This window comes from Paenarthrobacter sp. PAE-2 (genome assembly GCF_026013155.1).
GTDB classification, from domain to species: domain Bacteria; phylum Actinomycetota; class Actinomycetes; order Actinomycetales; family Micrococcaceae; genus Arthrobacter; species Arthrobacter ureafaciens.
Genome location: NZ_JAPDNV010000036.1, coordinates 19,008 through 39,795, shown reverse-complemented (window position 1 = coordinate 39,795; position 20,788 = coordinate 19,008). Strand labels below are relative to the sequence as shown.

Sequence of the window (20,788 nt, the reverse complement as noted above, 5' to 3'; positions counted from 1 at the left end):
ACCCTAGTGCAGAGGAGTACGGAAAAACCAGTGCTCAACACCCGCCTGCACAACCGCGGAAACGGGCTGCTTGCCGTGCACGCGAGTACGGAAAATGACAGTGACGCAGAGCCAGGGCTCCCGGCATCGAGCGTTCGGCGCGTGCACGAATACGAACCATTCCGTGCATAGAAAACCTAACCCGCTGAGATGAGCCCCAGAACAGAAGGTTAGACAAGGAAGGAAAGTCACCTCCGTTCCCCAACACGGCCATGTAGAGCCATTGTCCGCAGGAAGCGAGAACTTGGCCCTCTACGATTAAGCTCTCTTCGAGAGGGGTCATTGCATGGAGGCTTTTTTGGCACTTGCCCTGCAGGGCAAGGGAGTTGGAAACCGAGGGACATTAAAAGTCCAACACGGGTCAGTTTGGCGATCGACCAAATACAAACCGGAAGCCGACACTTTTAGTCCTGAACAACTAAACCAAGTTACGCGATCCATGGGCTTCCGCCCCATGTCAGAGTGGGTGGTCCTTGACGACGGTCACGCTGCCGCTGTCGTTCAGCGTTCAACCTCAATCTCGACCTCACAAGACCTTGTGCCTCTATTGACCGCTGTCCTCTCGCAGAGCAGAACGACAGCTCAGCCGAGCCGCCTACCCCAGGAGAGCAACCAGGAAAAAAGGGACCGTGAAGAGCGAGAGCAGGAGCAACGGAAACACCAAAAGTACAATCTCCGGCTGAGCATTGCGGCCTTTCTGCTATCGATGTTGATCGGATATGTGGGGATCTACTACTCCACCCAGAGCCTAAAGGCCTCCAACCTCGCGACCGTTACTGGGACGACTCCTCCCCTTCAGGCCCTCTGCTTGGACTGGGGTGCATTTGTAAATGAGCAGCAAACCTCTTTAGCCAAGGAGGGTATGAGTGCAATCGACGCTGATACCGCCATCGATCGATATGGAGAGGTCGTCAACAGCCGCGTCGTGGCGTACAGCGAAAAGCTGACACACAAATTCACGAAGGCGTCAGGAGTTAAAGATGATTGGGAAGCTCCAGCTCTTGGAACTCCCGTCGAAAACATCAGCTTAAGCAACATCTGCGGATCAGCGTCCGAGTACCGCACCGCAAAGGATCCGAACGCGCGCCTTGAACTTATGACTCGTGAGACCGGGCCATAGTTGTTCGGCTGCGGAGACCGTGGTCATCGCGGGCGCAGGTGGCTGCGGTTGTTGGCTGTGGTGTTCAGCCTCGCCGCAGTTGGGTCGCTCGCGCTGGTCGTTACCGATCTGTTGATCGGGCGCGTGTCTGCAGGCGACCTGTTCATCGCAGGCCTCAATGCTCTCGCCGCAGCGGTGCTTTGGCAGGAGGTTTTCTAGACAGACTCGCACTTAGCGTAGGCGCCAGCTGCCCCACCCCTTCCCCCGTACACAGTAATGACCGATTCCGTGCGCTACATCTATAGTCTGAATCAGAACTAACTTGAAGATGGGGAAACATGAACAGTGCACGTAGTCTTCTGGCGCTCTTTGGCAACTGGGAAATACCACCGAATCAAAGCGCTCTGAACGCCCGAGGCGGCGATCCTGACTCACCCAATTTTTGGGCGGAGCATCGGCGTGCACTTGATTGGCTTAGCGACATCCAGGCGGCATTGAGCGCGCTGGAGGATTCCGGAACAGATGTTTCCGTGTACAGAAAGAAGATTCCCGCTTGGTATAAGGGAATCTTCGGCCTGAGCACGGGCTGGACGACCGCGTCTAGTGAGCCTCTGGTAGATGAAGCAGCACTGGACATACTGCACTCTCTCGCTTCAATGCTCGACGTGGTGAAGTGGGAGCCTGAGTTCGGAGATGTCCAAGCCAACATTTTTGAGACGCTCCTTCATGCTGAAGATTTGATCCGCAATGATGGCTCCCTGTCTGACTCTACAAGGCGATACCTACTCCAGCTGATCCAAGAAGTCCGCTACACAATTGACAACCTGGCCACCGACGGCACCGCAGCTGCAAGATCGTCCTCTATGCAATTGATTGGTGCGCTCACAACCACGGCGGCCACAGCAGAGACAAAGGAGAAAGGAAGCGCCTACCTGAAAGTTGCCGTCGAGTTGGCGAGAACAGCCGCCACAACGGTGACCACAAAGGCGGTCGAGTCCGGTTTTGACTGGATAAACAGCTTGACACCATAGCCGCTGAACCCACCTCTGTCCGGGGCCAGCGTAGCGGCTGGCCCCGACACCATAAGGGTTTAGAAGGGTGGCTCGGTGTCTGCCGCCGCTCGTGGCTTGCGGGGTGGCCCACGGATCGTCCTGGGAGCTGTAGCGGCGGTGTTACTGTTGCCGAAGCCACCTCCGGCTTGGCCGGTTCCGTTGGAGCGCTGGGTTCGGTTGACCTTTGCGTTGGCGTACCGAAGGCTGGCGCCGATTTCGTCTACTTCCAGCTCTGTGACGGTGTGCTTTTCGCCTTCTTTGGTCTCGTAGGAGCGTGATTTCAGCCTCCCGCTGACGATGACACGGGTACCCTTGGTCAGACTCAGCGACGTTCTCTGCGGCTTCGCGCCATACGCTGGCCCGGATCGGTTACCTTCGTGCGAGGCCCGAACGGGACCCCGCCCAAGTTGAAGTGCCCCCCACACCTCCGAACCTAATAGCAGTCTTCAGAGGTCTCATTCGGCGCAGACCCGACCTGTGGTTTGTAGAGCGTCCACCATCTCTCTCCGTCCCATCGCCAGCCATGTCCGGAGCGTTCGTGCATTATCCATAAGTGGGTAATGGCGGGATCCAGCGGCGGCTTGGCAGTAGGGGTCCCCCATGATTCATCGGCTCCGGACGGTGCCTCGTGGCTGAGCGGGCGGCTAATGCTCCCAGCTGTGTCGTCGTCCAACCACACAAACAAGTGGCGCTCCTTAGCGCCCGAACAGCGCAGCTTTTTTATGTTGTCTTTTCTGGTCGGTTTATTGAGCTCGTTGATGAGTTCTACGAGAGAGCTGTTGCTGCCGCTCACCGGGCCGCCGCCCCAAGGGCTAATTCGGACGCAGTGAGCATGCTCCGGGCCGTCCGGACGCTCTTCCAGGGAATGTGCCTCCGCGACGCCCGCCTTTAGTAGCTCCCTGTAGATATGCGAAAACTCGCCATTGTCATCGACATGTTCCATGGCATCCTGCTCGTTGAAGGATGTCAGCCCGGCCGACTCCAGCTCAGCGACCAGGGGCTGAACCCTCTGCACAATGTCCTTCGCCGGCCTGAGGACCTCGGAGATGGTAACCGTCCAGCAATTCTGCAGACTCGCTTCAGAGCCCTCCGTCGCGGATTTCTCAAAGGTGCGGCGGGTGTCCCTCTTCTCTTCGTCGGTGACTCTCGTGACTTCCAGGGCGACTCTGCGATCCTCGGAGCGATAGTCGACCCCTCCAGTTTTATCCGCGTGTTCAAGCTGGATCCCCAGCACTCTTTCAACGATCTTCTTCGCAGCGATTTCCTCCGGGTTTTCCTTGTTCATCGGCCTGTTCCTCTCGCGAAAACGGGCAAGCCGCCCGGCACTCGTAATCGCACCCAATCCGGGACGATGGTTATCCTGTCGTACCTCTCCCCCAGGATGGAATCAACGGCCAACCGGCCGTTTTTTCTTCGCTTGTCGATTCGAACATATATTCTAGTGATGTGGTAGTGAATCCCGATCAAACCAAGGCGTTGCACGCGAGGTATTCCAAGCGTGCGCAGCCGTTCGGGCTCACGCTGGAGGAGCTTGATTTCAAGAATTTCCCTGCCCGCAACGAGTATCCGGGGATCCCGGTACGTGCGTGGCTGCGGTTCCCGAACTGCGCCGAGCTGGTCGAGGGTGAAGTGTTCGCCTGGACCGAACGCGCGGTCGAAGTGACGTGGAAGGACGGGCCTTTGACGTACCGGACATGGGTGTGGGCCTCGGCGGTTACCCGCCGTGGAGAAGCAATGAGCAGGAATTTAGGAGAGCGCGTAACCCGTGACAACAACAGTCAATGAAACCACCCTCAACGTTGAGGTCGATGTCCGGTTCAACCCGACCGGGCGGCCCCTGGGCGTCAGGCATGACGGCCGGCTATGGGCGGTCACGGAGGAACCAGTGCACTGGTTCGAACGGGACTCCTGGTGGGAACGCCGGACGACGGCGCCGGTAGGCGTCGGGAACATCGTTGACATTGAATTTTGGAGGATTCAGGTCAAGCTCTCGGCCAACTCGGCATTGCGGACTTTCTTGCTGCGCCTGGATCCAGCGGCCACGCGGTGGGTCCTTGAGTCCATCAGCTAGTGACTGCCAACCTTTACCACTCCCCGTCCCGGAGCAACTTTGGGACCGGATCCGCGAGGAGTTCACGCTCCCCACTCTGGAACAGGTCCGGGACCGCCTCGCGGCCCTGCACGAGGATCCCGAACCATTGATGAGGCAACTGACCCGCGTGTTCGTCGATGACCAGACGTACTGCCCTGGTTTCCAGTTCAGCCCTGTTTTGTCCCTCAGCCCTGTGGTGGTCAGAGTATTCGAAAGGGCGATGCAGCTGCGGATCCCACACAATTGCTTCGCTCTCTGGATGATGGTCCGCTCCCCCGCCCTGCAAGGCCGGCGCCCGGTGGATCTGAAGGACAGCGTGGATCCGGGGCCGCTTCTCGAGGCCTTGGACCGGGTCTGTGCCGACGTAGCGGCCTAGGACATCGGGGCGAAAGTGATCTTGACCGTAGAGGCCGGCGACGGCGAACTCAGCCACGTCGATGCCGAAGGTGAGACGTATGAAGAAGCCAAGGCAGCCGCCGAAGCGGGTATCCCCGAAGGGTCCAGATCCATCGCCATCCGAACGTCTCGATAACTGGAGGCTGCGCGGAGGGCTGGGCAGGTCTCTGGTGGACGCCCCCAGCCCTCCGGCGGGATCGGGCCTTAGCTGGCCTTCGGCAGACCCCTCAAGATGCGGCTGCGGGCCTCGTCTGCATCAAGCGGAACATATGCCTGGTCTACTTCCTGCTGGTATTTCTGTACATGATTGATCACGGACATGTCCTTCAGGGTTCGTTCTGCGTTGAACTGCTTGATCTTCGGGTTATCAGCCTTGATCTGCCATTTGTATGGCTTATCAAGTTTCCCCTCCGGGGTGATGCTGGTTTGCTCGTCCTGAACCGCCTGAGTTGTGTAGCGATTGTAGAACGGGTTGGGGTGCATCAGCGGCTGCCATGTCACCCAGCTACGGGGAATCAGGACCAGCTGCTTCCCTCCGACGAACGGCAGCTGGCAGCTCTTGGTGGTCCAGTCGAATTTCTGGGGATCCCACACCATCACGTCCTGTGTGGTGGTAGCGGTTGCAAGGACGGGATATTGCCGCATCATGTCCTGCGTGAAATCAACCAGGATGTCCATGGCCACCCGCGAAACCATGTCGGACATGAGGTCCCGGTCGACGCCATCCAGGAACAGCGGAAGGTGTTCGATCCGGGTCAGGGCTTGTTGCTGGCAAAGCGGATCGCCGAGAGCGGTCCAAAGGACTTTGCCGAGTCCGCTTCCGAATCCCTTGCCGTTCGTGCCCGTAGCGGAGTAGCCCAACCGGGTCTCCCCGGGTTCCCTCATTCGCTGAAGGATGGAAAGACCACGGGTCCTGTCTGCAAGTGACTGGCTCTGGCGGAGCTGAATCAAGCCCGTGAAGAAGCTCGTCAGCTGGGCATGGGCCCGCACCCCGTAGGAGCAGGTGGTGTTGCGGATGGCACTGCCATCTGCGAACAAAAGGTTGTCGTTGTCCACGTCAACGTCCAGAAAAGGCACGCTAGCGGGAAGGGCGTAAATATCTGTGAGGAAGGTCAAAATGATCTACTTACTCCGGTTTTCTGACCGGGGTTTGAACTGTTGCGCTCCCCGGAGGTACCGGAAAACGGGCAGCCTATGTGCATGAAGATTGGACACAACAGCCGAGTCCGCGTAAGCTAGATCTATCGCCTGAGCAACGATTATCGATCTAGCCCTGCTTGGACCCCTCCACCTTTGGAGGTAAGCCAGCGGGGCATTTCTGCATGACCTGAAACTGGCGCTATTACCATGCTAACACACTTTTTAGCGTCCACAACAGGAAACCCTCTCAGCGGCCTTCTAAGGCCCCTTGTAGCGCCTACCCGCTGGGCGGGTAAAGCAACTACCTGGCCGCGGCCGTCGGGCCCTCAAATCGCCTCACAGCGCTTCGCCCCACGTCAAGCCCAATAACTACACCGACGTAATTCATTACTACCCTTTCGCTGCAGGACCTCCCCACAGATGTCAGAGGCCGGAGGAACGACGCGGTTATGAACAGAGCAACCGTGGACAGACATGCCCGCGAAATTGCCTCCCGCTTCTGGAGTCTCTTTGCAACGCAAGAGGTTGCCGTGTGCCCGTTTGAACATAGTCAAGTGTTTGCACGGCGAGAGCATGAACACTGCCAGAGCCTCCAGGGTCCGGGCAACGGCACTATAGAGATTCCAGCGTCGCTCGTACTTTCCCTGGGTCTTGTGTGTTGCCGCGGCGTAATGAGTACCCGTCTTTACCGGGCAAGCGAAAGCCCGGATAGGCTCCTAGTAGCGTGGTCCGGCCTTCCTGCCGGTCCCGGACCTGCGGCTCGCGTCTGCCGGCAAACATGCGCGGCCGCGCACGTTCGGTGTCTCACAAACCTTTACTTATCCGAGACACAGAAGAAGCGGTCCCGCTGATCGGAACGGACTGAAGTGCCAGATGCATCGAACGACGCCAAGGCAACACTCCCGCCAAGCCGGAAGCTGAAGGCAAACAGCCTGCTGCTAACGGGAGCGGCGACCACAAGACGGAGGCGGAATCTCGCACCGGGCTACTGGATATAGGCCGGGAAAATATTTATTTCTGTCCAGACTTATTTATAGCGGCGAGCTTCTCCCTCAATGCTTCATCCAAGAAATCAGTGATGGTGACACCGCTCTCCGCAAGATAGGCGTCCAACTCGTCGCGCAGGTTAATCTCAATCTTTGACGAGAATGGCTCCATCCGACGTTTTCCACGCGGCCTTCCAGGCCCTGGACGGCGTGCGGCCTGCCCAACAACAGCGTCCTGCGCCGTGCGTACCTCGAGACGCCTTTCATTAGAAGGCGGTTGCGGATCCACCCGGGTAGCGGGTTCAGTCGATGTCAGTACATCAACGACATCCGCCGACGGCGCCTTCCTTATTGATGACTTTCGTTCAAGTGCCATATCAGTTAATCCCATCCAGATACCGTGCATGCGCAACGAACTTTTCCGTCATGATGGCCGCTCCCCTGCCAGGCAGCTTCGTCAGCGGAGCCTTCGTGCTGACTGAGTCCTGCATGGCCGTCCTAAGTGGCAGATGCGGCTCTCTGACTTCGGATCCATACGCTTCCTGCAGCTCTCCAATCTGGAAAGCATGTTCAGACGTCAAGGGCGAACTCGTCTTGTTGATTATGATTCCCAGGAATTCCAACTCCGGGTTGAGGTGCGGCAAGGACTTTACTTTCTTCACCGTTTCAAGGAACTCGGTGACACCCTTGACGGAAAAGGCGGCCGGCTCGGTGACTGCAAGCACACGGTCTGCCCAAATCAGACCGTTGAGGGTCAGGCGCCCCAGCGCCGGCGGAAGGTCAATGAGTACATGGTCATAATTTTCAAGTTCCTCCGCCCCGTAGGCAGCCGTCTTCAGGCGCATTTCAGGGGTCATAAGCGCTTCAGACTCAAGACGCGCCAATGCCTCGGAACTAGGAATCACGTCAATGCCCGACCAGCTCGTGCTCGTGATGGCTTGGCCAAGCGTACCCGCCTCTCCCCCGTAGAGCACGTCGAAAATGTCGAACTCTCCCGCGCCCTCCAAGGCTTCGGAGACGTTGGATTGCGGGTCAAGATCGATGACCAAGACCTTCTTTCCAATCAACCGCAAGGCCGTAGCAAGCCCAAGAGTGACGGATGTTTTTCCCACCCCGCCCTTGCGATTGCCGATCGCCGTTACTTTCACGTCAGTACCCCTTGATGCCTCGTAGAACGCGTCTATCCGTCAATAGGCACATCAATCTATCAGTCAATCCTTCTGTATGTCTATCTGTCATTCAATCATTCAATATTTCTGTCATGACGGAAATATTATTAAGCCGCCCAGTCGTGTACGTCGCCTGAAACGCGCTAGGCCCCAGCCCGGGGCTTTCGCACCCCCGGGCCGACCCCTTGGGGCTGGATCTTGTGGGCAAACCGGTGCCTTTCATCAATCTTGCCCGATGCCAATCAATCCATATTTCTGTCATGAAAGAAAGAATTATGTATTTCGCCCCGAGCCCCTGGGGTGTTCACATCAGCCTCCACACCTTGGGCTGAACTCCTCTGACATCCGAGGGGGGAGTCCACCCCCGCATCCTTACGAGATCTGCCAGATTACAGATTTCCGCGACCTATCAATCTTTCTGTCATGAAAGAAAGATTGATAGGTCGGCTACCCGTTAGCTGATATTTCAATCAAGAAAGAAATATCCATGTAAGCCCAGCTAAACCACAGTGAGAGAGGTTGCGGTTTCCGGGCCGCGGAGCGTGTCGTGGCAGGAAAGCTAGCATGCCTTCCCGCATAACTGTTCAACGAGTAGATATTTATTTCTGTCATGAAAGAAACAGTAGCCCCGGCACTCAAGACGTACACTGGATCCTTGTCAAGGATCCCTGACAGAAAGTCGGACTACGTGAAGTGGGACATGGGCGATGGCTATCACGTTGGGCAACTCGGAGTAGTGGTCCGTAACGGAAGAGTGGGGATTCGGCAGGAGCCAAACCACATTCGTGTGGAAGGGGTCACTGGACGGCATTTGCGGGACCCCGACAGCTCCGGATTCGAACTCGTCACGGAGGATTCTGCAGTCGGATGGCAACCAGTGTGCGAATGTGGCTGGTCCGGGGACACCTGGAATCGAGTCGGCTCTGACTACCGGATCCGAGAGACACGACTCTCGGCAAAAGGACTCATCGGCTCACCTGCAGTCCCTCCGCTCCATCTAGAACAGACTGCAATGAATGACTGGCGCCAGCATGTACTGTCTTGGGGCATAGAAATGGCCGCTCGGAGTCTTCGGCGCTCTTCTGAACGTCTGGATAGTGCGGTCGCAGCTGCCCGAGCAGCCGGTCTTACATGGGCCGACATCGGGCGCGATGCAGGTATAACACGCCAAGCAGCTCATCAACGGTGGGCTGGCAGGTAAATTGAACATGGATTGAAATCCCTTCCTGCCTCTCACCAATAATGTCTACGCAAAGAGAGGCCAGAATCTCTTAGGCATCTTCTAGGCCGCCTGCCACAGCGTGTAGTCTTGGTCCGGTGGCATCCAATGACCTTCCCTTTCTTGGTCATAGACATCAGCCTCCTCAAGCCGGCCGTCAATGAAACGGCTCAAATAAGCGTGCCAGATGGCGCGCTCACGACGGTTGCGGCCTATCTGCTCTAGATAGTCATCGAGGACGCCGAGTCTGTCCGCAAGGACTCTGAGGTTGATCATGGTTGTCTTCCACACAGCGTTTTCACGCCTAACCATTCCCAGGCTTTCCATTTCGGCAAGTGCGGCAGCACAGGTGTTGCGGCTGACGCCGGTGTTTCGCACCAGGTCTGCGGTAGTGGGGGAGTGCCGGCCACGCTCGATTGCCTCATAAATCAAGGCAGCTGCATCACCCAAGGCCCTGAACACCGGCCGGACTGCATGAATTTTGCCCTTCCGCCAGGACAGTTCCCGAGCCAGTTGTCGGTAGTGTTCCGGCAACTGGATGAGATAGACATCAGCTGCTTTGTGCCGAGCATCAGCAATCTTCGTCAGGATCCCGTCAGAGGCTTCAACCAGGACAGGCAGCAGCCGCGCAACTGTCACGTGATGCTTGCCCAAGGCAGCCGCCAAAGTCCGGCAACCGACGTCTAGGATCTCAGTTTCTTTTGCTCTCATATAGCCCAGCAAACCGCGGATAAGTAGACGGAGACTTAGACCTTCTCGGCCACGAGCCCGGAGTTTGTGATCGAGGACTCCGTAGAGGACATTTTCGAGGTCGTTCACAAGTTGGTTGATCCCTGAGCTGCTGCGATTTCCGTGCCCCCCCGTGGTTAAGGTCTGGCTTGTGTTGTTAATAAGGGCACTCTTTTTCCCTTGATTATGGGAGAGAGGTTTTTGAGTGCCTGATGTTGAACCGGTGAACTCCTGAGCTTTGACCCACTCGTAAGGCAGCAGCCGTGCCTGCCGGTCCGGGGACCCGTAAAGGGCAGCCAGGCCAGGGAACTGCCCTGCAAGTTCGTTCTGAATCTGCTGCAATGACCAGCCGCAGGCGCTGAAGTGGCTCAGGACAGCCATTCGCGCTTCGGACGGGCTCTTGTACCGTGCCGTGTCATACAGGCCAGTCCGCGCAGCGCGACGCAGGGGGGCCTCACTGCCCGTCAGCAGCGGCAGTGCGGTCAGGCTACCAGTCCGTTGTGCGGCCAGCCTTTTAGCCGCACGTTCTTTGAGGGCACGTATGCGCGCAAGTTCCGGGGCGAGCGCAGCCTGTAGCTCGCTAACTGCTGCTGGAGCATTACGCCGGCGCAAAATGTCATACGCCTGGGACAGGGGAGTGATGAGGGTCTGGTGCCCGCCGTACTTATGCACAGAGCCAGGTACACGGATACACCCATCGCTGATGTTTTGGTGTGGGCTGGCGTCCAAACTCGTCGCCGTCAACGCCAACGCCTCAATCAACTGGCGGGCTGTGGCCGAGTCCATCCGTTCCCTCAAGGGAACATAGAGGTGCCGGCCGCCACTGGGGGAAAAGTCCTCCACGAACGACACCCCGCACGCCGACAACAACCTGGCCACCCGGGCAGCGTCAGAGTCCACAACGCCCTTGAGTGCCTTCGTGGTGTCAAAGTCGAGGCACAGCGTAGCGACACTTCCATCCACCCCGTGGACCATGACTGCCGCAGGACGGCCCGGAAGGTTGCGGGTGATCTTGGGCGCATTAGCTGGTCGAGGATATTGGAACCTCTGGCCTATCCAACGCCCCAAACGGTACGAGGGCGCCCCGGCGATCAGCGGAGCAAGGCCCCAAGCATGTTCGGGAAGAACTTCTGCCGCGACACTCGGATTCGGGTGCGTTGACGCCAAAACGGCATCCGGTACCATAGACAACAACAACCTCTCTTTGAGGGGTACAGAAAATCCACCCACCAGGGTGGGTGTTCTACAAGTTCAGATCTGATCCCGCCAAGAACTGGATCTGAACAGATACTTAGATGAAGGCCCGCATATCGCGGGCCTTCAGGTTTTAACCGGCCTTTGCGATAGGCAAAGTCTCCTGTGTGTGCTCTGCCCGAAATTTCTCCAGATCGATAGAGTCAATGTGGGCAGCAACAAGGGGGGTTAGGTAGTCCACCGCGTTGCAATCAAGAATCTCTAGAATGTCGCGCAGTTTCTCAGCGCGCCCAATGTCCGGTTTGACGTTGAATGTATGCCGTGGGCCCTTAGACGGGCGTCCACCCTGTGCGAGCTTTCGGAGTGCCATAGTGCTATCTAATCGGTTTTTGTTATCGAAACCTTTGATAGCGACGGGCGTGTCGCGTGCTTTGTTCAACGGAGTGTTCCACAGCTCACATCCCCTCAACAAGGTAGTGGTCGAACCAGGGGGCGCTTTACCGCCTTCTAGCCGGCCCCAATCGCAGCGAAGGCTGCAGGACATGGCGCCTCCCTGGAGGCGTGATGCCCTGCAACGAGGAGCTGCGATCCACGCGACGTGACTTTCGCTTTCGGCTGTCCATGAAGGCAACCCGCCGAACTTAGCTGCTCTCTTCGCAGTGGGGTTGAGGGTGCTGAGTTCCTTCATTGCGGTGCATCATCCTAATCCAGCATTGAGAACCTGTAGAGGACAGGTTTGTCTTGCAGGCTTTGACTTGAATCCCCCAAGAAATCAAGTGAGCAATAGCCTACAGACATGCTCCGCACATGTACAACCCAGTGCTTACGCATGGCCTATACGCTATGAACCACATCAGGTAAAATCTCATGTCGGCTGTCCACAGCTCTGTATAGCGGTGATACCAAGCAGCTGACCTCGGCTGAAGGAGCTAGAACGATGGCAAATGGGGGCCGCAGCGTCTTTCTGACGCAGCAGCAGAAAAAAGAGCGCCTGGCCGACCGCATGGGCATTTTGGTGGATATCTGGGAGTCCGACAACAACACGGCATTGACTTACCCTCACGTGGAAGAAGCGCTTTCGGCCCATGGGATCCATCTGTCGCGGACACGTTGGTCCTACTTGATCAATGGCACAGGGAGCCTCGTCACCGACCAGGAGCTCCTGAAGGGCATCGCGGAGTTCGTTTTCGCTGTGCCAGCCAGTTACCTCGTTGATCTGAACAGCGAGACTCCTCCCGAAGTGGAGGCTCGCATGGAGTTCCTCGTACAGATGCGCAAGCTCAAGGTGAAGAACTTCGCCGCCAGGAATCTGGGCGCTACTTCGCCGGAAACGCTCAGGACGATCACCAGGATCATCGACGCGTCAATGAACGGGGAAGATGAATGACGCTTCCTCCGGTCCAGGACAAAGTTCGGGAGTTGTGCGGTTACGGCACGACCTCGATGCAGGAAGTCCTCGAACGATTGACAGCGATCTGTGAGAAGCCGATCAACCTGATTGAGTTTAAGGAGGATTGGGGAGCGCTGACGGCATTCAAGGCTGAGTTTGAAGATCGCATCAACGTCTATTTCCCGCCCCAGAAATCCCAGCAATATAAACTTCACTGCATCTATCACGAGCTCGGACACATCTACCTGGAGAACCTCCGGCTTGCCTTAGCACTGCCGGATCTCTCCGGAGAGATGCTGAGGGAAACGGCTGACGCCATCAGTGTCACCTGCCGATCCGTTCCCAACCACCCGGTGGAACGATGGGTGGAAGATTTTGCCTTCGAAATGTCAAAGAAAACCCGCTCACGCACCTTTTCCGACCCCGATCCTTTCCTCTGATACCATGAAACAGCTGCTCTTTGCGCTGCTCAGCGCCCTGTGCCTTCTTCGCATCCCCTCGGTGGTCAAGGTGGCAGAATCACGGGCGTCGTGGGTGGCATCAATTTTTGGTCTCGCGGCGCTGTACGTTCTGGGAACCGTGACACCGCTGGAGGACATCGACAGCTACCTCGGTGGCGTCAACGTCACTAACCTCCTCCAAGCCATCTTCGCGCTGCTGGCGATCTTCTTCTTCAATGACAGCGTGCGCCGGCTGGCGAACGTACCCATTTTCAGATGGACCTATTACGCGCCCCTGCTGAGCATTCCTGTGATGATCATCAGCTTCGCCATGATTGAAGACAAAGCTCCGACAGCTGCGGATTTCATTACTACCCACATGAATCAGCTGGCCACTGCGCTGTACAGCGGCACGTATATGCTCGCGCTGCTGTTCACCGTGCTCAGAATCATCTACATGCTTCGGCACAAGGCAAAGGGGCTCTACGCAACGTTCTCAGTGGGCCTCCTGGTGGTGGCGGTTGCGGTGTCGTGTCACATTACCTATGTGGTGCTCTTCCGCTTCTCACCGTGGGCCGCTGTTGCCCGGGAGATCGGATCCTGGTTTGACCGCTTGTTCTATATAGGCCTTTCCGTGACGGCGGCAGGATGGCTGATTCTTTTCGTGTCCAGGCAGCTCCCGAGGCTGCGCCTTTGGATGATCGATACTCTCTGGCTAACCGTCTTGAGGATGCGGGTCAATGCAGACCGGTCACCGGCCCGCCCGGCTTGGGATCTGTTCAACGAGACCTTGGAGAACGGGGTCTATAAAAGCCTCATCGTGCTGCACAACTACGAGCGACTGCACTCCAAGGACTTTCCGGAATCAATTCAAGGAAGGATCAGTCGGATTGAGGCCAAGCTGGATGCCCGGGCCTAGCTCCGTTCACTAAGATGGTCCGGCGGACCCAACGCGTAAGCTCCCTGGTGAACGTAGGAGGGGAGGCATTCCACTCCTGTGTGTGATGGGCCTCAGGCAGTGAGACCAGCGTGACAGTGTCTGGGTTTGCACGGTGGAACGCGGCTGACATCTCCCATGGGACTTCTTGGTCCGCGGCGGAGTGAAGGACCAGAGTCGGAACGTTCACCCTGTTGGGTGCGTCCACCCAGTCAAGGGCGTCGAAATCGATCGGTTCCTGCAGCCCTAACATTTTGGTGAATACAGAGACCTGTAACAGGCCCATCGCCAGACCGGCACCAATGGCTGGCACTCCTGCCCGCGCCGCGCCGGCCGTGATGGCTTTACGCCAGCTCGTGACGGGCCCTACTAGGACAAGCCCAACAATCCGGTCCCGGTGGGGGCTTCGCTCCGCTGTCAGCAGGGCAATGGTCCCACCCATTGACCAACCGGAGAGAATAATGCGCTTAGCCCCACGCGCGACGGCGTATGACACAGCGCTGTCCACATCATGCCACTCCGTTTGCCCCAAGTGACTCACGTCCGTCTGGGGTGGGCTGACGTCCGGGTCGCTGCGAAATGTGGGAACCAGGGAAGTGAAGCCCAACGGGCTGAAGGCGTGGACATCTCGAAGCATGATCGAACGATCAGTCCAGCTGCCATGGATATGAATCACCCACACGTCCGAGTCATCGGCTTCAAATAGCCATGCAGGTGCATCGCCGTAGGAAGTGGGGACGTTCACCTCCTTATAACCTCCCCTGACCGCGGAGGGTTGAAAAAACACATCCGGGGTCCAATCGACAATAGGCCCCAGCTGTCCCTCCGCAACGTCCCACGGAGCAACCCGGCGCTCCACATACTTTTGATCCTCATTGATATAGGTGACGTCGCCGACTCTTGCGTACTTCTCCGTCGCTGGGTCGAACACACCGAACTCACCTGGGGCCCTCGTGTAGTCATCCAAGTCGATGCGAATTCCGCGTCTGTCTGCCAGTAGCGTTGCCTGTCGGTAATCCTTAGGCCCCCGTTTGACGATCTTGCGGGCCATCACCAGAGCAAGCCCGGAGATCCCCGCCACTGGCAAAAAGAGCCCCAAGCCTGCCAGCACGTGGCGGGTTGTCAGCATCAGGTCTTCATCCTCCAAAGCCACTCAGGCGAGTAACGGAACCCAGCCATCTTAACGTTGCCTACTGTTCGACACCCGCATAGAGCATGTCTGCTACGCGCGTTGCACATGTTCACTCAATGCATGTAACGTGCTCTAGAGAAATAAGAAGGTATCGCTCTTTGACAGCTTGTTATGCAGTGCGGACGTTCATCTGCCGCGAAGGTAGTTGACGTAGGCGGGAAGCATTCCGAACTCCACGGCATCAATATTGGCCTGGTACTTCACTCGCTTGCCGTGTCGGTGCCCTGCCGGGGAATCGGCCGTGACGGCTCCAGCAGCTTCGAGCGCTTCCAAGTGGTGCTGAAGGCCAGGCCGCGTCAACTTTTTGCTGCCTTCCAGGACGATTCCCCTGAGGATCTCGCCGGTACTGCAGGGGCCGTTCAGATGCAGGTAACGCAGGATGGCCGCGTGAGCCCGGTTTCCGAGGACTTCGATGGCTGCCTCAACCTCCTGCGGATGGCTGGGCTGGATGAGGCGCGGCATGGCTCTATCTTGCCCGATTGTTCCGGAGGCTCGGAGTCGCAGAATCAAGTGCATCGCTAATTGATACACTTTGAGCTACAGTCGAGTTGCAGGCCCGAGGATGCCGTGGACGAACGGGGAACAGCTGTGGCGGCACGTGCAAAGGCGGTGCGGCATCACGGTCGCATGGCAAGCAGTGAGCTAGGACGGTGAAGAATCTCGGTTTTCGATCGGATTGAGTCCGGGTATGCCCGGTCGACTTTGAAGGGTGCCTAGGGGAGGGACAAGGAATGAAAAATTGGTGCTCGATGGGAGCATCCCCGGGTAAACGACACGAAGAACCCCCTGTGCATGGTTCCTTCAGCCGTAAATGCCTTCTTCCTTGGGTGGTTGTATCTGCCGGGAGCCCGGCATGACCCGTCCCAACCCCTTTGTACTGGTCGGCTTTATTGCTGTTCCGGCTCTGTTCCTCGGGTTCATCTTTTCCTTCATTCTTCTGCTGGCTCCAGCCAAACCCGCTGCCGCTGGCTGCGGCCCAGTCGCCGTTGCGGTCCAGAGCAACACCAAGGTTGAAGGCTATTCTTCGGAGCAGTTGCAGAACGCAGCCGCCATCATGGGCGCCGGCAAGGCCCGGAACTTGTCGGTGAAGGGCCAGACCATCAGCATCATGGTGGCTCTGGGAGAGTCGGGCTTGCGTGCCCTGGACTACGGCGACGGTCCCGGACCGGATTCGCGTGGTTTGTTTCAGCAGCGCGACAACGGCGCGTGGGGCTCCTATAAGGACCGGATGGACCCGAGCATCAGTGCCACGAACTTCATCAAAGCGCTGCAGGCAGTACCGGGCTGGGAGCTGTTGGAGCCGAGCATTGCCGGAAACAGGGTCCAGCGCAACGCTGACCCGTACCACTACCAGAAGTACTGGCCCGAAGCGGTCAGGATCGTCCAGGCCCTCTCGGACGGGAAGTTTTCTGTTGAAGGCGGCGGCTGCGGGATGCCGGGGGAATCCGGCGCGGGGGATGACTACCCGTGGAAGAATTCTCCGACCTGGAGGCAGGTCGGGGCAGGATCTGCCGCGGCGTCGCCTTTGGGCATGTTCTACCGCGAATGCGTTGACTTCGCCCTGTGGCGGGTAAACCAGCAGATGGGGTCCACCCGCGCCCCCTTCAAGTTCCTCAACGGCAACTTCCGCCCGGACGGGCAGGGCCTTGGCTCCGCTGTGACGTGGAAGGCCGGCTGGGACGCCAAGGGCTGGCCCTCCGGGAAGACACCCCGGGTCGGGGCTGTGGTCTGGTACGCGCCCGGTGTGGGCGGATCGGACCCGACGTTCGGGCACGTGGCCGTGGTCAAGGAAGTCAGTGATGACGGGACCTACGTCGAAGAGGGCTACAACGGCAACCCGCCCCCGGATGACCACAACTACTACACCCGGACCGTGAAAAGCAGTGTTCCCTCCGCGTTCCTGTACCTGCCCAATTACGAGGAGAAGAAGTGAAAAAGCCCTTGGGACTCATCGCAGCGGTGGCTCTGCTGTGTGTCGGATGCGCACCGGCGTCGAACACCACACCGGCACCAAGGGAGTCAACGGCCACCCCTTCCTTTCGGGTCTCCCTTAGTGCGGAGAGTGGTCCGCAAGCACCGGGCGGGACCGTTCCTCCCACGATTGGCATTGCTTGGGATCAGGCCAGCAAGGATCAGGCCGTGGACCTCGCACAGAAGGCCATGGCCGACTTCGCCCGCCCTTCGGTGGGGGACCAGCAGTGGGCCAATGATCTTGCCCGTTGGCTCACCCCGCGGGCCACCGCCGACTACTCGGCAGTGGACCCGGCCAACATCCCGGCCAGCCGTGTCACCGGCCCGGCGAAGCTGGCCGTTGATGAAGCCAACGGCTACGGCGTCACCGCCACGGTCCTGACCAACGCCGGGACCTACACGGTGCAGCTGCTCCGGACCGGCAAGGACGCCCCGTGGAAGGTCAACCGGCTCACTCCACCAGCGTCCTAGACGCCGATCATCCTCACTTCACAGACACCTAAAGGAAGAAGTTCATGAGTACTGCATCAACTGAGGTCCTGGCCTTTCCCAACATCAGGGCCATCGTCCGCGACAACGGAACCGCCGAAGTCGTCGTCGCCGGTAACTCCCGCTTCGTCCCCGACGGGGAGACCCTGCAGGACCTCCGCAACAGCGCCCTCGCCGTCGTTGTGGGCGAAGCGCAGACGCTGCAGCGCCCGGTCCGGGTCCAGATCGAGGACCCCGAAGGACACGGCGAACTGATCGTGCACCCGGACAACAAGATCGAATCCGTCTCCTACGAACCGCGCCCTGCCCGCCGCCGTGCACAGGCCCTGGCAACCACGCCCGAGACCGCAGCCCCGGCTGTCATTGAAACCGTCCCTGTGGCGGCTCCTGAGCCGATAGCCACTCCTGCTCAGTCGGCCAACGTCGAAGCGAGGGCGGCCGCAGTGGAGCGACAGCCTTGGCCGCCCACTCCCGTAGGAGCCGAAGTAGCGACAGAGATCCAGGTCAGCTCTGGACCTGGCAGCTCAACCACGCAGCGGATCATCGGTGCAGAGGGACCGCAGGCAGCTGTGACCGGGTCGGAGGCACCGGCAACGCGGCGCAGCTTGAAGGAAACCTCCTTCCTGGTCAGCGCCCCGGTACTGGAGCCGGCCACCCAGGGCTGGCGCGGGACACTCACCCGCCTCGGGTTCCGCATGGACCCCTCACAGGAGGAGCTGTCCGAACGCGAAGATATCCGCACCGTGAGCCAGCACTGGCCCGGACCGCGGACCATCGCCGTCGTCAACCGCAAGGGCGGGGCCAACAAGACACCCACCGTCGTGATGCTCTCGGCCATCCTTGCCCGCTACAGCGGAGCGGCCACCGTCGCGTGGGACAACAACGAATCCCAAGGCACCCTGGGTTGGCGCACCGAAAAGGGCGCCCATAACCGCAGCGTGCTGGACTTGATTGATTCCTCCACCGAATTGCTCTCGCCGTCCACGAACGCAGCCGAAATCGCTAAGTTCGTGCATCACCAGACGGCTGACAAGTTCGATGTGCTGCGTTCGGATGAGAACGACGAGGGCGACCACGAAGTCACGGCTGAGGAGGTCGACATCGCCCACCAGGTACTGACTCGCTATTACCGGCTGGTGGTCATGGACTCCGGCAACACCGCACGGGCTGCGAACTGGCGTCGGATGATCGAGCACACCAACCAGCTCGTCGTCCCGGTCACGGCCATCGAGGACCGGGCCGAAGCCGCGAGGTTGACCCTGCAGACCCTCGAATCCCGTGGTGGCCACGACGCAGAACTGGCGCGCAACGCCGTCGTGATCGTCTCCGAGTCCACCGACGCCAAGCGCAGCATGACCGGCGATGCCCTCAAGCGGGCCAAGGCAGAAGCCCAGCGCATCGCAGACGGCTTCGAACCGTTCGTCCGGGCCGTTGTCCGGATCCCCTACGATCCGGCCCTGGTCAACGGCCCCATCCGCTACGAAGCCCTCCAGCCGGCAACCCGGCGGGCGTGGCTGGCCGCAGCCGCTGCCGTCGCCAGGGGCTTCTAACCCATCACTTACGTCTTAAGAAAGGAGGAACCATGCAACTGTCCCTGAACCCCTGGGTCACCACCCCGGCCGAGAGTACCGAGGAGGGAGTAGCTGACGTGCACGTCCCGCCGGCGGCCGTGATCAGCGCCCCGCTCAAAGGCATGGTCGCCCCTGACACCGCAGACCGTTTGGCAAGCCGGGCCATGACGGGCGATGCAGCCCTGTGGGTTGTCGGTAGCCATGGGGGAGCAGGCGAAAGCAGCATCGCTCACTTGCTGGACGGGGCACGCGCAACCGGGCATTGCTGGCCCGTCCTGCAGAACGGCAGCAAGGCCCGTGTACTTCTGGTCTGCCGCGCCGACATGCGCGGCCTCACCACAGCACAAAGCGCCCTGACCCAATGGGCATCCGGGGCCACACCCGCCGTTGACCTCATCGGCCTGGCCGTCCTCGCGGACGCCCCCGGAAAAACACCCAAAGCACTGCGCGACTTCACGGCGATCGTCGGCGGGGGAGCGCCGCGCCTCTGGACCCTTCCCTGGGTCGAGGCATGGCGGCACGGCAACGCCACAACGCTTCCATCCGCCCGCGAATACCAACGCTTCATCACCGACGTAACGGCACTGGTTGCCCACACCAACCCCAGCACCAACCACTGAAAGGCCTGACCATGAACTCCATTACTGCCATCGCCACCAGCACCATTCCCAACCCGACCCCGGTCGTTCCCCCGCAAGCAGGCGGGATACTCACTGTCCTGAACTGGGCCTCCGGTATCGGGCTCGTCCTGGGTGTCCTCGGCGTGATCATCGTCGGCATCGGCATGGTCATCCAGCTCCAGCGCGGCGAAGGCGCGCAGTCGATTGCCAAGCTCGGCTGGGTCCTGCTCGGCTGCATCATCATCACCGGCGCTGCCGGTATCGTCCGTGCCTTCGTCTAAGCCGGCACCAACAACGGGAGGTCAAAATTTTGAGCCAGTCAACAGAGAGCACCACCGAGGCCAATCCCTTCACCAAACCCGGTTTCATCATTGCTGCTGCGCTGGTGGTTGCGCTGACCGCAGCAGCCGTCGTGATCTTCCTGCTCCCCAAAGGACAGGAAAACGCCCAACCAGCAGCCGCGGACTCCTCCAACGCGGCCGCAGCCACCCCTAGCGCGCATGCTGCAGCAGGGAAAAGCGTCTGCGGGCTCCCTGGTTCAACGGACACAGCCCTGGGGAAAGCACCCGTGACCAAATGGGAACTAGTGGGCAAAATGGCAGCCCCCACTAATCCAAGAACATTCGGGCCGGGGCTGACGGACGATACGGGATTCAGATCCTGCTTTGCTCAATCGCCAACCGGCGCCCTGTACTCTGCCGTCAACCTTGTGGCTCTCGGCTCGTCCAAATCACAGCAGATGAATATCAAGCTGGCCGACAGACTCATGGCCCCTGGTGCCGGACGTAAGGCCGCCAAGCAGCAAGCTATGACGTTGGATCCCTCTACAGGTTCCAATGACACTGTTCAGGTCCGGGGGTTCCTGCTCAAGTCGTACACGCCTAACGAAGCCAACATCGACCTTGCTTTCCAAACCTCCGGCGGAAAACAGTTTCACGCAGTGCTTCCTCTCCAATGGCTAGATGGGGACTGGAAAGTAAAGGTCGCCGATTCCGGTCAGCTCATAAACGATGTTGCCCCGCTCAGCGACATGAGCGGCTATATTGCATGGGCCGGGGTCTGA

22 protein-coding genes and 1 pseudogene are annotated in these 20,788 nt (G+C 59.1%); 15 read left to right on the top strand and 8 right to left on the bottom strand.

Annotated features, from left to right (window positions below; translation table 11 throughout):
• Nucleotides 1–325 precede the first annotated feature (325 nt).
• Both OCL88_RS17270 and OCL88_RS17265 read left to right on the top strand, forming a co-directional pair.
• Nucleotides 326–1,159: a hypothetical protein gene (locus OCL88_RS17270; protein WP_264963301.1), complete on the top strand. Its 834-nt coding sequence runs from the start codon at nt 326–328 to the stop codon at nt 1,157–1,159.
• Nucleotides 1,160–1,476: 317 nt separating this feature from the next.
• Nucleotides 1,477–2,169, top strand: coding sequence for a hypothetical protein (locus tag OCL88_RS17265; RefSeq protein ID WP_021472071.1), 693 nt, complete (start codon nt 1,477–1,479; stop codon nt 2,167–2,169).
• Nucleotides 2,170–2,250: 81 nt separating this feature from the next.
• Here OCL88_RS17265 and ssb read toward each other — a convergent pair.
• Both ssb and OCL88_RS17255 read right to left on the bottom strand, forming a co-directional pair.
• Nucleotides 2,251–2,556 (bottom strand): annotated as a pseudogene (gene ssb, locus OCL88_RS17260) (single-stranded DNA-binding protein); the annotation flags it as partial.
• A gap of 67 nt (nt 2,557–2,623) precedes the next feature.
• On the bottom strand, nt 2,624–3,475 hold the full coding sequence (locus OCL88_RS17255) for a hypothetical protein (protein WP_264963300.1): 852 nt from the start codon (nt 3,473–3,475) through the stop codon (nt 2,624–2,626).
• Between the two features lie 161 nt (nt 3,476–3,636).
• On the opposite strand from OCL88_RS17255, the gene OCL88_RS17250 reads away from it, so the two are divergent.
• From OCL88_RS17250 to OCL88_RS17235, 4 genes are all read left to right on the top strand, one after another.
• Nucleotides 3,637–3,975, top strand: a complete 339-nt coding sequence (locus OCL88_RS17250; RefSeq protein WP_413775467.1) for a hypothetical protein — start codon at nt 3,637–3,639, stop codon at nt 3,973–3,975.
• Nucleotides 3,956–4,261 (top strand): hypothetical protein, encoded by a 306-nt coding sequence (locus OCL88_RS17245; protein WP_021472068.1) that lies wholly within the window; start codon nt 3,956–3,958, stop codon nt 4,259–4,261. Before OCL88_RS17250 ends, OCL88_RS17245 begins: the two co-directional genes overlap by 20 nt.
• Nucleotides 4,262–4,391: 130 nt before the next feature.
• Nucleotides 4,392–4,658 carry a hypothetical protein gene (locus OCL88_RS17240; RefSeq protein ID WP_225740127.1) on the top strand — a complete coding sequence of 89 codons (267 nt, stop codon included), beginning with the start codon at nt 4,392–4,394 and terminating at the stop codon, nt 4,656–4,658.
• A 15-nt stretch (nt 4,659–4,673) separates the two neighbouring features.
• Nucleotides 4,674–4,814, top strand: coding sequence for a hypothetical protein (locus OCL88_RS17235; protein ID WP_192551667.1), 141 nt, complete (start codon nt 4,674–4,676; stop codon nt 4,812–4,814).
• 68 nt (nt 4,815–4,882) lie between these two features.
• On the opposite strand, the gene OCL88_RS17230 is transcribed toward OCL88_RS17235, so the two are convergent.
• From OCL88_RS17230 to OCL88_RS17215, 4 genes are all read right to left on the bottom strand, one after another.
• Nucleotides 4,883–5,794 carry a hypothetical protein gene (locus OCL88_RS17230; RefSeq protein ID WP_021472066.1) on the bottom strand — a complete coding sequence of 304 codons (912 nt, stop codon included), beginning with the start codon at nt 5,792–5,794 and terminating at the stop codon, nt 4,883–4,885.
• 1,035 nt (nt 5,795–6,829) lie between these two features.
• Entirely contained in the window at nt 6,830–7,180 is a 351-nt protein-coding gene (locus OCL88_RS17225; protein ID WP_031216437.1) for a hypothetical protein, read from the bottom strand.
• A 1-nt stretch (nt 7,181) separates the two neighbouring features.
• Complete coding sequence (locus OCL88_RS17220) at nt 7,182–7,952, bottom strand: ParA family protein (protein ID WP_264963299.1); 771 nt, start codon at nt 7,950–7,952, stop codon at nt 7,182–7,184.
• Between the two features lie 1,303 nt (nt 7,953–9,255).
• A complete protein-coding gene (locus tag OCL88_RS17215) occupies nt 9,256–10,707 on the bottom strand; it encodes a hypothetical protein (protein WP_264963298.1) in 1,452 nt (483 codons plus the stop codon).
• Between the two features lie 1,345 nt (nt 10,708–12,052).
• Between OCL88_RS17215 and OCL88_RS17210 the strand changes: the two genes are divergently transcribed.
• From OCL88_RS17210 to OCL88_RS17200, 3 genes are read left to right on the top strand one after another with little or no spacing between them, the layout of a single operon-like run.
• Complete coding sequence (locus OCL88_RS17210) at nt 12,053–12,502, top strand: hypothetical protein (protein ID WP_021472061.1); 450 nt, start codon at nt 12,053–12,055, stop codon at nt 12,500–12,502.
• Nucleotides 12,499–12,945, top strand: a complete 447-nt coding sequence (locus OCL88_RS17205; RefSeq protein WP_021472060.1) for a hypothetical protein — start codon at nt 12,499–12,501, stop codon at nt 12,943–12,945. The genes OCL88_RS17210 and OCL88_RS17205 overlap by 4 nt, the downstream gene beginning before the upstream one ends.
• Nucleotides 12,946–12,949: 4 nt before the next feature.
• Nucleotides 12,950–13,864, top strand: coding sequence for a hypothetical protein (locus OCL88_RS17200; protein WP_021472059.1), 915 nt, complete (start codon nt 12,950–12,952; stop codon nt 13,862–13,864).
• Here the strand turns inward: OCL88_RS17200 and OCL88_RS17195 are convergent.
• A complete protein-coding gene (locus tag OCL88_RS17195; protein WP_021472058.1) occupies nt 13,827–15,011 on the bottom strand; it encodes an alpha/beta hydrolase family protein in 1,185 nt (394 codons plus the stop codon). The genes OCL88_RS17200 and OCL88_RS17195 overlap by 38 nt on opposite strands.
• A gap of 189 nt (nt 15,012–15,200) precedes the next feature.
• Complete coding sequence (locus OCL88_RS17190) at nt 15,201–15,536, bottom strand: ArsR/SmtB family transcription factor (RefSeq protein ID WP_021472057.1); 336 nt, start codon at nt 15,534–15,536, stop codon at nt 15,201–15,203.
• Between the two features lie 391 nt (nt 15,537–15,927).
• Between OCL88_RS17190 and OCL88_RS17185 the strand changes: the two genes are divergently transcribed.
• From OCL88_RS17185 to OCL88_RS17160, 6 genes are read left to right on the top strand one after another with little or no spacing between them, the layout of a single operon-like run.
• Nucleotides 15,928–17,007: a CHAP domain-containing protein gene (locus tag OCL88_RS17185; protein ID WP_264963297.1), complete on the top strand. Its 1,080-nt coding sequence runs from the start codon at nt 15,928–15,930 to the stop codon at nt 17,005–17,007.
• Complete coding sequence (locus OCL88_RS17180; RefSeq protein ID WP_264963296.1) at nt 17,004–17,516, top strand: hypothetical protein; 513 nt, start codon at nt 17,004–17,006, stop codon at nt 17,514–17,516. The genes OCL88_RS17185 and OCL88_RS17180 overlap by 4 nt, the downstream gene beginning before the upstream one ends.
• Nucleotides 17,517–17,560: 44 nt before the next feature.
• A complete protein-coding gene (locus OCL88_RS17175) occupies nt 17,561–19,084 on the top strand; it encodes a chromosome partitioning protein ParA (protein ID WP_264963295.1) in 1,524 nt (507 codons plus the stop codon).
• A 32-nt stretch (nt 19,085–19,116) separates the two neighbouring features.
• Complete coding sequence (locus OCL88_RS17170) at nt 19,117–19,725, top strand: DUF6668 family protein (RefSeq protein ID WP_264963294.1); 609 nt, start codon at nt 19,117–19,119, stop codon at nt 19,723–19,725.
• A gap of 11 nt (nt 19,726–19,736) precedes the next feature.
• Nucleotides 19,737–20,006: a hypothetical protein gene (locus OCL88_RS17165; protein WP_264963293.1), complete on the top strand. Its 270-nt coding sequence runs from the start codon at nt 19,737–19,739 to the stop codon at nt 20,004–20,006.
• Between the two features lie 29 nt (nt 20,007–20,035).
• Entirely contained in the window at nt 20,036–20,788 is a 753-nt protein-coding gene (locus OCL88_RS17160; RefSeq protein WP_264963292.1) for a hypothetical protein, read from the top strand.

Bases quoted from the DNA above. Each gene is read 5' to 3' on its own strand.
- OCL88_RS17270 (WP_264963301.1), top strand. From the start codon at position 326: ATGGAGGCTTTTTTGGCACTTGCCCTGCAGGGCAAGGGAGTTGGAAAC.
- OCL88_RS17265 (WP_021472071.1), top strand. From the start codon at position 1,477: ATGAACAGTGCACGTAGTCTTCTGGCGCTCTTTGGCAACTGGGAAATA.
- OCL88_RS17255 (WP_264963300.1), bottom strand. From the start codon at position 3,475: ATGAACAAGGAAAACCCGGAGGAAATCGCTGCGAAGAAGATCGTTGAA.
- OCL88_RS17240 (WP_225740127.1), top strand. From the start codon at position 4,392: ATGAGGCAACTGACCCGCGTGTTCGTCGATGACCAGACGTACTGCCCT.
- OCL88_RS17225 (WP_031216437.1), bottom strand. From the start codon at position 7,180: ATGGCACTTGAACGAAAGTCATCAATAAGGAAGGCGCCGTCGGCGGAT.
- OCL88_RS17215 (WP_264963298.1), bottom strand. From the start codon at position 10,707: ATGGACTCGGCCACAGCCCGCCAGTTGATTGAGGCGTTGGCGTTGACG.
- OCL88_RS17210 (WP_021472061.1), top strand. From the start codon at position 12,053: ATGGCAAATGGGGGCCGCAGCGTCTTTCTGACGCAGCAGCAGAAAAAA.
- OCL88_RS17205 (WP_021472060.1), top strand. From the start codon at position 12,499: ATGACGCTTCCTCCGGTCCAGGACAAAGTTCGGGAGTTGTGCGGTTAC.
- OCL88_RS17200 (WP_021472059.1), top strand. From the start codon at position 12,950: ATGAAACAGCTGCTCTTTGCGCTGCTCAGCGCCCTGTGCCTTCTTCGC.
- OCL88_RS17195 (WP_021472058.1), bottom strand. From the start codon at position 15,011: ATGCTGACAACCCGCCACGTGCTGGCAGGCTTGGGGCTCTTTTTGCCA.
- OCL88_RS17190 (WP_021472057.1), bottom strand. From the start codon at position 15,536: ATGCCGCGCCTCATCCAGCCCAGCCATCCGCAGGAGGTTGAGGCAGCC.
- OCL88_RS17185 (WP_264963297.1), top strand. From the start codon at position 15,928: ATGACCCGTCCCAACCCCTTTGTACTGGTCGGCTTTATTGCTGTTCCG.
- OCL88_RS17175 (WP_264963295.1), top strand. From the start codon at position 17,561: ATGAGTACTGCATCAACTGAGGTCCTGGCCTTTCCCAACATCAGGGCC.
- OCL88_RS17170 (WP_264963294.1), top strand. From the start codon at position 19,117: ATGCAACTGTCCCTGAACCCCTGGGTCACCACCCCGGCCGAGAGTACC.
- OCL88_RS17165 (WP_264963293.1), top strand. From the start codon at position 19,737: ATGAACTCCATTACTGCCATCGCCACCAGCACCATTCCCAACCCGACC.